Here is a 13,099-nt window from a genome sequence, read left to right on the forward strand (position 1 = left end):
TCCGCCGCTAACTTGAACAGAGCAAGCTCTGTCAAGTCCGCTCGACTTGCATGTATTAGGCACGCCGCCAGCGTTCGTCCTGAGCCAGGATCAAACTCTCCAAAAAGTGTTTGACTTGCTCATTTGTCCCCACTAAAACACGGGGTGTTTTTAGTGGGAGATAAAAATTTAAAACGTTGACGTTTTTATTGATTTTGTTCAGTTTTCAATGTTCAATTCGTTCATGTCATCTCTGCGACAACTATAACATCATATCATTATCTGATGCGATGTGTCAATATCTTTTTTAACTTCTTTGTTTCTTGCTGACTGCTTTTCAGCAGCAACTTTATTAATATACCAGATCATCTCTTTCGCGTCAATAACTTTTCAATATTTTTTTACGGGAAAACAAAAAAATAAATAGCTGCCAGAGAGAGAACTCCCGGCAGCCCGAGGAAACCGGCTAAAAAAGCGGTAAATGGATTTATCACAATATATAGATCCGTCTCTTGTATACATACATTGATCACATATAAAAGAAAAGCACCTATCACTGTTTTCTTAAAAATTATCATCAGAATCTCGCTCAATTTTCGCATTTTTTTCACACTCCTCCTCTATATATAGAAGAGAATTATTCTTTTATGCGAATTTGCCGCTTTTTCGCTTCGCGGAACAAAAAGAAATATTTCGCTTGAGCAGCTTTTGTTTGAGCTTCGAGCTCATTGTTTTGTTCAAAGCTAAGACGAAGCAGGTCACGATTTTTAAACCAATCTGTTCTTGCCTGGCTCATTAAGCTGATTAATTTATCATCATATATACTGCGCATGCTTTGTTTTTTGCGAAAAAACATAGATGCTTTCCTCCTTACAGCTCCCGGCGTCCCTCTATCGCCTTAGACAAAGTCACTTCATCGGCATATTCAAGATCACCGCCGACTGGAAGACCATGAGCAATGCGGGTCGTCCGGATACCAGATGGTTTTAGCAGCCTGGAGATATACATCGCCGTTGCTTCTCCTTCGATATTCGGATTGGTCGCTAAAATGACTTCTTTAATGGTTTCATCCTGAAGCCGCTTCACTAAGTCCGGTACGTTGATATCTTCCGGCCCGATTCCTTCCATTGGAGAGATAGCGCCATGAAGAACATGGTACAAGCCATTGTATTCCTTCATTTTCTCCATCGCAATGACGTCTTTGGGGTCCTGTACGACGCAGACAATGCTTCGGTCACGGCGCTCATCTTTACAAATGGAACATGGATCTTGATCGGTAATATGGCCGCATACTGAACAATAGCCAAGATCACGTTTGGCATTCACAAGTGCTTTCCCGAATTCAAGCACATCTTCTTCTTTCATGTTTAGCACAAAAAAAGCCAGACGAGCCGCTGTTTTTGGCCCGATGCCCGGCAATTTCATGAAGCTGTCAATCAGCTTCGTTATAGGTTCGGGATAATACATGTATAATTCCTCCTCTTTAGAAAGGAAGGTTCATCCCTTTCGTAAACTGTCCCATCGTCTGGTTCGTTTCATCGTCTACTTTTTTCAGCGCGTCATTTACTGCTGCAAGAACAAGATCTTGAAGCATTTCGATATCATCTGGATCTACAACTTCTTCTTTGATTTGAACATCGGTTACTTGTTTTTGGCCGGACATGCTGACTTTCACCATGCCGCCTCCTGCTGTTCCTTCAAATTGTTTTTCCGCCAGTTCTTCCTGCGCCTGCTGCATCTGCTTTTGCATTTTCTGCATCTGCTTCATCATATTCTGCATGTTGCCCATTCCTCCGCCACGCATCATGTTCATCATCCTCCAATTAAATTAGTCTTTGATTTCAAGAAATTCTTCTCCAACAAGCTCAAGCGCTTTTGACACGAGAGGATCTTCTTCCTCTTCCGGCACATCCGCTTCTGCTTCTTCACCCGGTGGTGCTGTAATGCCTTCTTCTTTTTGCTTTTTTACAAAAGAGCGGCGAATGTCGAGCCACGCTTCTTCCGGCACAACAAGCGGCCGATATGGCTTGCCGGTTAATTCATTTAAAATCGTCGAAATGGAATCCATAAACGCTTTATTATCAGAGGCCATTTGACAATGAATTTCGTATTTAAATTTTAACACAAATGAGTCTGCAGACGCAGCGACAGGTTCTGCATCATTTAAAAGAGCTGCCTGAGAGCGCATTTGCCGTTCATTCAAGTAGCCAATCATATTGCCCCAGCGGCTTTTGATATTTTGAATATCCTGCTTTGTTGCTTCCGAAAGTACTTTTTCAATCTGCGGAACGGCCACTTTAAATTGATTGCTCGGGCGTGACATTTTCTTCGCAGCCGGCTTCGATGCTTCCGTTTCTATTGAGCCGGCTGGACGTTTTTTCAGCTCCTGTACTTCCTGCTCAAGCCGGTTTATTTTTTCAAGCAAGCCGGCGATTTCCGGGCCGGAGGCAGCAGACTCTGCTTTTACGTGAAGACGGCTCATTTTCACGAGGGCCACTTCAAGATAAATTCGCGCATGATTAGTGAATTTCATATCCTGCTGCGCTTTATTTAAAATGGCGATATATTCGTAAATAGCCGGTTCAGACACCCGGCCGGCAAGTTCTGTAAACGTTTCTTCCGCCATTGTGCGTTCTAATGATTCTTCAAGTTCCGGCGCCATTTTTAAAAGCAGCATATCACGGAAATATAAAATTAAATCCTCCGTAAATCGAGCCGGATCTTTTCCTTCCATAAGCAGTTTGTTCAGTGTTTGAACGGCTTCAGCGGCGTTTTGATTAAAAACGGCCGCGGCGATGCCCTGAAGCATCTCCTGCCCGACTGTCCCGGTTACTGTTAGAGCATCTTCTTCTGTTAAATGGCCGCGGCTGTAAGAAACCGCTTGATCGAGCAGACTAAGGGCGTCACGCATTCCACCTTCCGCCGCTCGGGCAATGATCGGCAGTGCCGGTTCATCAAACGCTGTTCCGGTTTCATTTAAAATAAGCGTCATGCGCCCGGTAATCGCCTGAGCCGTAATTCGCTTAAAATCAAACCGCTGGCAGCGGGAAATAATCGTGAGAGGAATTTTGTGCGGTTCCGTTGTCGCCAAAATAAAGATCACATGCGCCGGTGGTTCTTCAAGCGTTTTTAATAAAGCGTTAAACGCGCCGGTTGAAAGCATGTGCACTTCATCAATAATATATACTTTAAACCGGACAGAGCCGGGTGCGTACTTTACTTTGTCGCGAATATCGCGAATTTCATCTACACCATTGTTCGAAGCTGCGTCAATTTCAATTACATCCTGAATGGATCCATCTGAAATTCCCCGGCAGGATGCACATTCATTGCACGGTTCTGCTGAAGGACCGTTCTCACAGTTTACCGCTTTAGCTAAAATCTTCGCCGCACTTGTTTTTCCGGTTCCACGCGGGCCGGAAAAAAGATAAGCATGTGAGATCTTGTCTTGAAGGAGAGCGTTCTGAAGCGTTTTCGTTATGTGCTCCTGCCCAACGACATCCGCAAAGTTCTGCGGCCGCCATACACGGTATAATGCCTGATAGCTCATTCTGTACCCCCTTCATCTTTCTTGTTTTATTATAAACGAACGAGCACACCTTTTCTATTCCAATGAAAGCAAAAAGACGCCCGGCAAACCGGACGCCTTGTTTATGTTTATTATGTAATACCGTGCACCTTCTGTCGACTGCCAATCACAGGCGTTACTTGAGCAGTTAGCTCAGCCCAGGCTGCCCCGCGGCACATGAGAGAGTCCACTTAATGCTGCTTCCTTCCGGACCTGACATGGTTCATGGGTTCCCATTGCGCAGGACCCGAACGTCAACGCCACTTACAAAAGGCAGACCCCACAATTAAACAGCCTCGAGAAGGAATTCAGTCCCGCTAGAGCGGATTGCGGATACAGGGCACCGCTACCTCCCCACTTAGCACGGCAAGATCTATTATACTACCTCGAGTCAAAAAAAGCAATGTGGAAACTATTTACTCTGTTGCTGCTTTTTTTGTTCCTTTTTCCTTTGCCGGATATTCCGAAAAAACTGCGTCAGGATCATGCCGCATTCTTCTTCCAACACACCGGGTACCACTTCGCAGCGATGGTTAAAACGGTCATCTTCAAGCAGATTCATCAGTGTACCGGCGCAGCCGGCTTTTGGATCTGCCGCTCCGTAAACCACCCGCTCTACACGAGACAATAAAATGGCGCCGCTGCACATCGGACACGGCTCCAGTGTAACGTAAAGCGTCGTTCCTTCCAGCCTCCAGCCTTCTGTTGCTTCACAAGCGCGCTGAATGGCTAAAAGCTCTGCATGGGTAACCGCGTTTTGAGTCGTTTCCCTCAAATTGTATCCCGATGCAACGACTTTATTGTCTTTCACAATTACCGCCCCGATCGGCACTTCACCGAGGCGCTCGGCTTTTTTTGCTTCCTCAATTGCCAGCTTCATAAAAAATTCGTCCACTTTCATGCTCCTTTCTGCAGAAATAAGGGTATTACATATAGAAGTGAAGGAGGAACAGTTATGACCAAAAAATGTGCACTTCTAGTTGTTGACATGATTAACGATTTTCAATTCCCAAAAGGGAAACAACTGGCCGGCTTTACAAAAGAAACGATCGAACCGATTTTGCAGTTAAAAGATCATTTCCATCAAAAAGAATGGCCCGTTATTTATATAAATGACCACTATGGACTTTGGAAAGCGGATATTGGTCTGATTATAGACCACGCATCTAATGAAATAAGCGCTCCTATTATACAGCAAATAAAGCCGAGCGACGAAGATTACTTTTTAATCAAGCCAAAGCATTCCGCTTTTTATGGTACCGCTCTTCATACACTGCTGCATGAACTAGGTGTAGATTCGGTAGCCGTAACAGGCGTAGCCGGAAACATTTGTGTTTTCTTTACTGCAAACGACGCTTATATGCGCGAGTTTAACATTTACGTTCCAAAGGATGCCATTGCATCAGAGGAAAAGAAATTCAACGAATATGCGCTTGAAATGATGGAAACAGTTCTGAGCGCAGATGTGCGCCCGTCAAATGATTTGATTCAACTGTTGTCATAAGACGCCTTTCCTCTCTGTACACTTAGTATAGAGAGGAGGAACGGCGTATGGACATTTATGTTGTGAAAAGCGGCGATACATTATTTCAAATTGCACGGCGGTACGGGACAACCGTAGATGCAATCAGCGACGCAAACCAGCTTGCGACTCTGCCACATCTTGTGGTCGGACAGGCGCTGGTGATCCCTATTGCAGGAAGGTTCCACACTGTGGTCGCCGGAGACAGCTTATGGAAAATATCAAGGCAGTATGGAGTGACCGTTGAGGAAATTGTTCGTCTCAACGGTTTGTCGCCAACTGCCCCGCTTCAAATCGGACGTCGGCTGCGTATTCCATCGCCTCCAAAAAAACAAATTGAGTCTCTTGCTTACGTCGAGCCTTCTGCGGCCGGTTATTCAAGCACTATTCTCAATCAAGCCCGGGAAGCGGCCCCCCATCTCACTTACTTCGCCCCGGTCAGCTACAATGCAAGACGGGATGGATCTTTGACAGAACCGGCTGTTAGCCCTATCGCAACAATTGCTGAACAACATGGCACCGTGCTCATGATGGACATTACCAATTTAGAAGAAGGACAGTTCAGTGGAGAGCTTGCCCGCGTACTGCTGAACGATACAGCTGTACAGGAAACCTTTTTAAACAATATCAGCCGGATTGCCGCCCAAACAAATTTCAGGGATATTCATTTTGATTTTGAATATTTGCGGCCTGAGGACAGGGAAGCATACAACCAGTTTCTCCGCCGGGCGGTGGAACGATTTCACCGCGAAGGCAAAACGGTTTCAACCGCTCTTGCGCCTAAAACAAGCGCCACCCAGCAGGGGCAGTGGTATGAAGCGCATGATTACAAAGCGCATGGAGAAATTGTGGATTTCTCCGTGCTTATGACCTATGAATGGGGATACAGCGGAGGTCCGCCAATGGCCGTTTCACCGATTGGACCTGTCCGTAACGTCCTTACGTACGCCGTAACGGAAATGCCTGCTTCAAAAATCGTCATGGGCCAAAATTTATACGGATATGACTGGACACTGCCATACAGGCCAGGAAATCCATTTGCAAGAGCGGTCAGCCCGCAGGAAGCACTAAGGCGCGCGGCACGTTACAACGCTTCCGTCCGTTATGATTTCACAGCACAGGCTCCTTTTATTGACTACACAGACGAAGAAGGACGCGCTCATAAAATTTGGTTTGAAGATGCACGCTCGGTCGATGCAAAATTCTCGCTCATTAGAGAGCTCGGACTGCGCGGCATCGCTTATTGGAAAATTGGTTTTTCCTTTCCGCAAAACTGGCTGCTGCTTTCTGATCGGTTTACGGTCGTTAAAATATAAAAAGAACGCCCATCTGACAAGTCAGATGGGCGTTCATATCTCCAATTATGCACTTATGTTAAAAATGGAGGAGGAAAGGGGATTCGAACCCCTGCGCGGTTTGACCCGCCTGTCGGTTTTCAAGACCGATCCCTTCAGCCGGACTTGGGTATTCCTCCGTCGTATCGACAAGAATTAATTTATCATAGGGTAAATTATTCTGTCAACACGATTCCACTTATTTTTTTTCGATTTTTTCTTTGCCGCCCATATATGGACGCAGCACTTCTGGAATAAGAATACTTCCGTCTTCCTGCTGGTAGTTCTCTAAAAGAGCCGCCACTGTACGGCCAATCGCAAGACCTGACCCGTTTAGTGTATGCACATGCTCCGGCTTGCCGTTTTTCTCGCGGCGGAAACGAATATTCGCCCGGCGTGCCTGGAAGCCTTCAAAGTTTGAGCAAGAAGAAATTTCTTTATATTCATTGTAGCTTGGCAGCCATACTTCAATATCGTACTTTTTCGCTGCAGTAAACCCGAGGTCCGCAGAACACATATCAAGCACACGGTAAGGAAGACCGAGCAGCTGCAGTACTTTTTCCGCATGACCTGTCAGCTTTTCAAGCTCTGCATAAGAATCTTCCGGCTTTACAAAACGAACCATTTCTACTTTGTTAAATTGATGCTGGCGAATTAAACCGCGCGTGTCACGGCCGGCAGATCCTGCTTCAGAACGGAAGCACGCGCTGTACGCTGCATAAGCGATCGGCAGGTCCTCACCATTTAAGATTTCATCGCGATGATAGTTTGTCACCGGCACTTCCGCTGTCGGAATGAGGAAGTAATCCTCCGCTTCAATCCGGAAAGCATCCTCTTCAAACTTTGGCAGCTGCCCTGTTCCTGTCATACTTCCCCGGTTTACCATGTACGGCGGCATCATTTCTGTGTATCCATGTTCTTCTGTGTGCAGATCCAGCATAAAGCTGATAAGAGCACGTTCAAGCTTTGAACCCGCCCCTTTATAGAAAGTAAAGCGGCTGCCTGTTACTTTGCCGGCACGCTCGAAATCAAGGATATCCAAATCCGTTGCTAAATCCCAATGCGGCTTTGCTTCAAAGCTAAATTTCGGTACGCTTCCCCACTTACGAATTTCCACATTATCTTCTTCAGAATCGCCTGCCGGGACACTTTCATGAGGGATGTTCGGCATCCGCAGCATCAGCTGCTCCAGTTTTTCTTCTGTTTCCCGAAGCTCCGTATCAAGCTCTTTAATTTTTTCGCCGACTTCACGCATTTCTGTAATGAGTGCATCCGCATCCTGTTTTTCCTTTTTTAAACGAGCAACCTCCTGTGATACTGTGTTGCGTTTGCTCTTCAGCTCTTCTGTCTGGCCAAGCAGCTCACGGCGCTTTTTCTCCAGTTCTTCAAAATCTTCAAATGCGCTCATATCCTCGCCCCGGAACATCAGGCGTTCTTTCACTTCTGCAAAATGAGACCGCAAATATTTCATATCCAGCATATGCAATTCCTCCTTTAAAAAATAAAAAAACTTCCGCCCCTATGGAAAGGGACGGAAGTTTGATTCCGCGTTACCACCCTGATTGAAAGCCATACAGCTTTCCTCTCAAACAACGTTTTAACGGCCTGCGCCGGTCAATGCCTACTCTTTGTGTTCAGCATCCCGCTCCAGAACGGATTCACCTGGCTTCTACACCGGTTCGCACCATCCACCGGCTCTCTTTAAGAAGAAGTATCAAGCTACTGACTTCCTTCATCGCGTTTCACTATTCGATTTGCATTCAATGTACTACATTTTTTATGAATGCGCAAGTGACGCTTTTGCCTGCTCCGCCATCTTGACAAAGTAAGCGGTAATGCGATGGTCATCCGTCAATTCCGGATGAAAGGAACAACCGAGATATTGGCCGTTGCGCGCAGCGACAATCCGCCCGTCGCATTCTGCCAATACTTCTGTTCCTTCGCCGGCTGAGACGATATGCGGCGCCCGAATAAAAACAGCATTATAATCATCTGCCACGCCTTTAATGGCAAGGTTTGCTTCGAAGCTTTCTTTTTGACGGCCAAATGAGTTTCGTTCAACCTTGATATCCATTAAGCCAAGATGCGGCGCATCATACCCAACCACTTCGCCAGCGAGTAAAATAAGGCCTGCGCACGTCCCAAACATTGGACGCCCTGATTCCCCGAATGCCCGCAGCGGCTCCATAAAACCGTAACGGTCCATTAAGCGGCGCATTGTTGTACTTTCACCGCCGGGCAAAATCAGCCCATCCAGCTCATCCAGCTGCTCCGGCCATTTTACCACTACAGCCTCTGCTCCGCTTTCCTCTATTGAACGAACATGCTCACGAACGGCACCCTGCAAGCCCAGTACACCGATCTTTGTCATTACCAGCCGCGCTCCTGCATACGATCAGCTGCTGCGATGCCGGCAATTTCAAGGCCTTTCATCGGCTCACCAAGCTCTTTCGAAAGTTCGGCAATCAATTTGTAGTCCTGGTAATGAGTGGTTGCTTCTACGATCGCACGGGCAAATTTCGCCGGGTTTTCTGATTTGAAAATACCAGATCCAACGAATACGCCGTCTGCACCAAGCTCCATCATCAGTGCTGCGTCCGCTGGTGTTGCAATACCGCCTGCTGCGAAGTTGACAACCGGAAGACGTCCTTCTTTTTTAATTTGCATTAATACTTCAAAAGGAGCGCCGTGAATTTTTGCTTCTGTCATAATTTCATCTTCGTTCATATGAACGAGCTTACGCACTTGTGCATTTACTTTGCGCATATGGCGCACGGCTTCTACGATGTTTCCTGTTCCCGGCTCGCCTTTTGTGCGGAGCATGGAAGCACCTTCACCGATACGGCGTGCTGCTTCACCGATATCACGACATCCGCAAACGAACGGAACAGTAAAATCGCTTTTCAGCAAGTGGTATTCTTCATCTGCTGGCGTTAACACTTCACTTTCATCCAAGTAATCAACACCCATTGCTTCAAGCACACGTGCTTCTACAATGTGGCCAATACGCGCTTTCGCCATAACCGGGATCGTTACAGCGTTCATCACTTCTTCTACAATACGAGGATCTGCCATACGGGCAACGCCGCCTGCTTTACGAATGTCAGAAGGAACGCGCTCAAGCGCCATAACTGCAACTGCACCTGCTTCTTCTGCAATTTTTGCCTGCTCCGCATTTACGACGTCCATAATTACGCCGCCTTTTTGCATTTCTGCCATTCCACGTTTTACACGGTCTGTACCTGTATTCATTTGATATTCCTCCTATATTGATCAGAAAGGTCTGATTTTTTGTAAAATACTTAAATCCTAATAAACACGAAAAATCACCTTCTGTCAATAGCAGAAGGTGATTTTTATTAAAACCAACCAGTTATCGTATCTATCAGCCAGTGCCAGCCGTTTGCGATTCCACCGCCAACTGCCCGCATTGATAAAACAAACCAATTCGCTTTCTCAACGTTTTCGGCGGTTTGCACTTTTGTCTGACCGCCTGCTTTTAGGAAAGGAACAGCCTCTCCTTTTTCATCCTGAACTTCAACAAAACCAACCACTTTACCCTTTTTAACCGGGGCAACCAGCTCGTTATTTTTATCCAAATCCGAACTATTTAACGTTATATCCGTTTTATATTTCGTGTTTGAAGCTTTTGGCACTAAAACAGACAGATCGGAAGCTGTTTCAAGCTTTACTTCCTTCTCTTTTCCTTTTTGAACAGGTACCGTTTCAGCTCCTTTTACAGTGCTTCCGGCTGCTGCAATTTCTTTACGCTCAAATTGAGTGAAGCCATAATCCATCAGCTTTTTCATTTCGGTAAAACGAGCGTTGTACGTCCCCTCGCCTTTATCATCCGTGGCATCCATCACAATACCAATTAACTTTTGGCCGTCGCGTTCAGCTGTTCCAGTAAAGCAATATCCGGCGAAATCTGTTGTTCCCGTTTTTAACCCTGTCATGCCCTCATATTCAAAAACAAGGGATGGAAGCATCCAGTTCCAATTTTCCATTGCAATTTCATCGTCAGTTCCCTCCCGGAATTTCTTTTTCGGAATTCCCGCTGTTTCAAGAACCTCCGGATAATCGTTCACCAGCCGGTAAGCAAGTGTCGCCACATCCCGGGCTGTCATCGTGTTTTCCTCTGTCGGTCCACCAGTCGTATGATGGCCTTTTAAGTCTTTATTGTTTAATCCCGTCGCATTGACGAATTTTGCTTTTTCCATTCCGAGTTCTTTTGCTTTTTTGTTCATTAACTTAACAAATTCCGCTTCTGAACCGGCAATTTTTTCTGCAATCGCGATTGTTGCCGCATTGGCTGAATAAATGGTCATCGCTTCATAGAGTTCACGGATTTGGTATGTTTCGTCCGCACGAAGTGGTACATTCGACAAGCTGCGATCCTGTGACACTTGATATACATACTCCGATACCTGATACGTATCGTCCAAGCTTACTTTTCCTTTTTTAACAGCCTCAAGCAGCAGATATTCTGTCATCATTTTCGACATACTTGCTACACCGAGCTGCTGGTTGCTATTTTTTTCAAACAAAATCTGTCCTGTTTCTCCATCAACCAAAATGGCTGCACCTGCATTAACATCAAATGCGGCATCCGCCTTTAACGCTCCCGGAGAAAATAATCCAAAAAACAACAAAATACTCAATACAACGGCACTGATCCGATACCCATTTCTTTTTCTCACACTCAAAACCCTCCATTTATTATGCAACACTTTCGTTATTGTACCATACACATTCAGGAGAAAAATAGACGAGAAACGACCTAGATAACTCGTTTTATAAAGAAGAAAAAAAGCCTGTCCGGCAATGGACAGGCTTTATACGTGTTCTTATAGAGAATAGTTAGGTGCTTCTTTTGTAATTTGCACATCGTGCGGATGGCTTTCACGAAGACCCGCACCCGTCATACGAACAAACTGGCTTTCTTCACGAAGTGCTACGATATCCTTTGTACCGCAGTAACCCATACCTGAACGAAGGCCGCCTGTTAACTGATACAATGTGTCAGATAGTGGACCTTTGTAAGGAATACGTCCCTCGATACCTTCTGGAACAAATTTCTTTGCATCCTCCTGGAAGTAACGATCTTTTGAGCCTTTTTCCATCGCACTTACAGAACCCATACCACGGTATACCTTGAAGCGGCGTCCTTGGAAGATTTCTGTTTCACCAGGGCTTTCTGATGTACCCGCAAGCAAGCTGCCGAGCATAACTGCAGAGCCGCCGGCTGCAATGGCTTTAACGATGTCACCGGAGTACTTAATGCCGCCATCGGCAATGATCGCTTTGCCGTGCTTACGCGCTTCTGTTGCACAATCGTATACAGCGGTAATTTGTGGTACGCCTACACCGGCTACAACACGCGTTGTACAGATAGAGCCGGGACCGATTCCTACTTTTACAACATCTACGCCCGCTTCGAACAGCTCACGTGTTGCTTCAGCTGTAGCAACATTTCCAGCGATAATGTTTAAGTCAGGATAAGCAGCGCGGATTTCTTTTACGGTGTTGATTACGCCTGCTGAGTGGCCGTGTGCCGTATCGACAACAATTACGTCTACCTGGGACTTAACAAGCATTTCAACACGCTTCATCGTGTCTCCTGTTACTCCAACAGCAGCGCCTGCTAAAAGGCGTCCCTGCGCGTCTTTTGCCGAGTTCGGGAACTCGATTACTTTTTCAATATCTTTAATCGTGATAAGGCCTTTTAAAACGCCGTCTTTATCAATAAGTGGAAGCTTTTCAATTTTGTGTTTTTGAAGAATTTTTTCTGCTTCATCCAGTGTAGTTCCTACTGGAGCTGTCACCAGGTTTTCCTTCGTCATTACGTCTGTAATTAAAATGGAGTAGTCCTGGATAAAGCGAAGGTCACGGTTTGTCAGGATGCCAACAAGCTTTTGCTCTTCTTGATTGTTTACAATTGGCACACCAGAAATGCGATATTTGCCCATTAGGTGCTCGGCATCAAACACTTGATGCTCAGGTGTTAAAAAGAATGGGTCGGTGATAACGCCGCTTTCAGAGCGTTTTACTTTGTCTACCTGCTCAGCTTGCTGCTCAATACTCATGTTTTTATGAATGATTCCTAAGCCGCCTTGACGGGCCATTGCGATAGCCATATCGCCTTCTGTTACAGTATCCATCCCTGCACTGATCATTGGGATGTTCAGTTTCAAGGTAGGTGTTAATTCCACCTTTAGAGATACGTCTTTTGGAAGCACCTCAGATTTAGCTGGAACAAGCAATACATCATCAAACGTTAAACCTTCTTTTTCGAACTTATCTTCCCACATAATTAAGCCTCCCTGACCGAAAAATATTATTAGTAGGTTATCAATTGAACGGGTATAATGTCAAGGTTCGCTTTATAAGTTAGATTTTTTGGAATTTTCACACTTAAATCCGAACGTTAAAGCAAACATTTTTTCACGCGGCAGGGAAACAATATTTCCCATATTCAGTGTCGCAGAGGCATTCTTCTGTTTTATTTTAGCTTGTTCTTCAAAAATTACAACAAAAAAGACAACCCGATTTCTCAAGTTGTCTTAGCGTGCCAGGCGGCGTCCTGCTCTCACAGGGGGAAACCCCCAACTACCATCGGCGCTGAAGAGCTTAACGGCCGTGTTCGGGATGGGAACGGGTGTGACCTCTTCGCTATTGCCACCTGACTATGAAGTT

At 45.8% G+C, this 13,099-nt stretch carries 13 protein-coding genes, 1 tRNA gene, 2 rRNA genes, 1 other RNA gene and 1 other annotated feature; of the genes, 2 read left to right on the top strand and 15 right to left on the bottom strand.

Translation table 11 applies throughout. From position 1 onward, the window contains the following. The 8 genes from M3221_RS25135 to tadA all read right to left on the bottom strand — a co-directional run. Positions 1-106, bottom strand: a 16S ribosomal RNA gene (locus tag M3221_RS25135); the annotation flags it as partial. A gap of 274 nt (positions 107-380) precedes the next feature. After that, positions 381-581, bottom strand: coding sequence for a pro-sigmaK processing inhibitor BofA family protein (locus tag M3221_RS25140; RefSeq protein WP_251274776.1), 201 nt, complete (start codon positions 579-581; stop codon positions 381-383). 35 nt (positions 582-616) lie between these two features. Beyond that, a complete protein-coding gene (locus tag M3221_RS25145; RefSeq protein WP_242237739.1) occupies positions 617-835 on the bottom strand; it encodes a YaaL family protein in 219 nt (72 codons plus the stop codon). A gap of 14 nt (positions 836-849) precedes the next feature. Next, on the bottom strand, positions 850-1,446 hold the full coding sequence (gene recR, locus M3221_RS25150; RefSeq protein WP_242237741.1) for a recombination mediator RecR: 597 nt from the start codon (positions 1,444-1,446) through the stop codon (positions 850-852). Positions 1,447-1,462: 16 nt separating this feature from the next. Further along, the gene (locus M3221_RS25155) at positions 1,463-1,783 is read right to left on the bottom strand and encodes a YbaB/EbfC family nucleoid-associated protein (protein ID WP_375164564.1); all 321 of its coding nucleotides are present in this window, start codon (positions 1,781-1,783) and stop codon (positions 1,463-1,465) included. 24 nt (positions 1,784-1,807) lie between these two features. Then, entirely contained in the window at positions 1,808-3,529 is a 1,722-nt protein-coding gene (dnaX, locus tag M3221_RS25160; RefSeq protein ID WP_251274777.1) for a DNA polymerase III subunit gamma/tau, read from the bottom strand. A 120-nt stretch (positions 3,530-3,649) separates the two neighbouring features. Further along, an RNA gene (ffs, locus tag M3221_RS25165) (signal recognition particle sRNA large type) lies at positions 3,650-3,914 on the bottom strand. Between the two features lie 45 nt (positions 3,915-3,959). Beyond that, complete coding sequence (gene tadA, locus M3221_RS25170) at positions 3,960-4,448, bottom strand: tRNA adenosine(34) deaminase TadA (protein WP_251274778.1); 489 nt, start codon at positions 4,446-4,448, stop codon at positions 3,960-3,962. 54 nt (positions 4,449-4,502) lie between these two features. On the opposite strand from tadA, the gene M3221_RS25175 reads away from it, so the two are divergent. Next, on the top strand, positions 4,503-5,051 hold the full coding sequence (locus tag M3221_RS25175) for a cysteine hydrolase family protein (protein WP_251274779.1): 549 nt from the start codon (positions 4,503-4,505) through the stop codon (positions 5,049-5,051). A 47-nt stretch (positions 5,052-5,098) separates the two neighbouring features. After that, entirely contained in the window at positions 5,099-6,385 is a 1,287-nt protein-coding gene (locus M3221_RS25180) for a glycoside hydrolase family 18 protein (RefSeq protein WP_251274780.1), read from the top strand. 65 nt (positions 6,386-6,450) lie between these two features. Here M3221_RS25180 and M3221_RS25185 read toward each other — a convergent pair. The 7 genes from M3221_RS25185 to rrf form a co-directional block, all read right to left on the bottom strand. Beyond that, positions 6,451-6,543: transfer RNA gene (locus tag M3221_RS25185), tRNA-Ser, on the bottom strand. Positions 6,544-6,602: 59 nt separating this feature from the next. Then, entirely contained in the window at positions 6,603-7,883 is a 1,281-nt protein-coding gene (gene serS / locus M3221_RS25190) for a serine--tRNA ligase (RefSeq protein WP_251274781.1), read from the bottom strand. A gap of 44 nt (positions 7,884-7,927) precedes the next feature. Next, positions 7,928-8,148, bottom strand: a binding site (T-box leader). Between the two features lie 32 nt (positions 8,149-8,180). After that, positions 8,181-8,774, bottom strand: coding sequence for a pyridoxal 5'-phosphate synthase glutaminase subunit PdxT (gene pdxT / locus M3221_RS25195; RefSeq protein WP_251274782.1), 594 nt, complete (start codon positions 8,772-8,774; stop codon positions 8,181-8,183). Then, entirely contained in the window at positions 8,774-9,655 is an 882-nt protein-coding gene (gene pdxS / locus M3221_RS25200; protein ID WP_242237755.1) for a pyridoxal 5'-phosphate synthase lyase subunit PdxS, read from the bottom strand. The genes pdxT and pdxS overlap by 1 nt, the downstream gene beginning before the upstream one ends. Positions 9,656-9,762: 107 nt before the next feature. Then, entirely contained in the window at positions 9,763-11,103 is a 1,341-nt protein-coding gene (locus M3221_RS25205) for a D-alanyl-D-alanine carboxypeptidase family protein (RefSeq protein WP_251274783.1), read from the bottom strand. Between the two features lie 147 nt (positions 11,104-11,250). After that, entirely contained in the window at positions 11,251-12,714 is a 1,464-nt protein-coding gene (gene guaB / locus M3221_RS25210; RefSeq protein WP_251274784.1) for an IMP dehydrogenase, read from the bottom strand. Between the two features lie 259 nt (positions 12,715-12,973). Further along, positions 12,974-13,089, bottom strand: a 5S ribosomal RNA gene (rrf, locus tag M3221_RS25215). Between the last annotated feature and the right edge of the window lie 10 nt (positions 13,090-13,099).

Source organism: Domibacillus indicus (assembly GCF_023715895.1).
Taxonomy (GTDB): Bacteria; Bacillota; Bacilli; order Bacillales; family Domibacillaceae; genus Domibacillus; species Domibacillus indicus_A.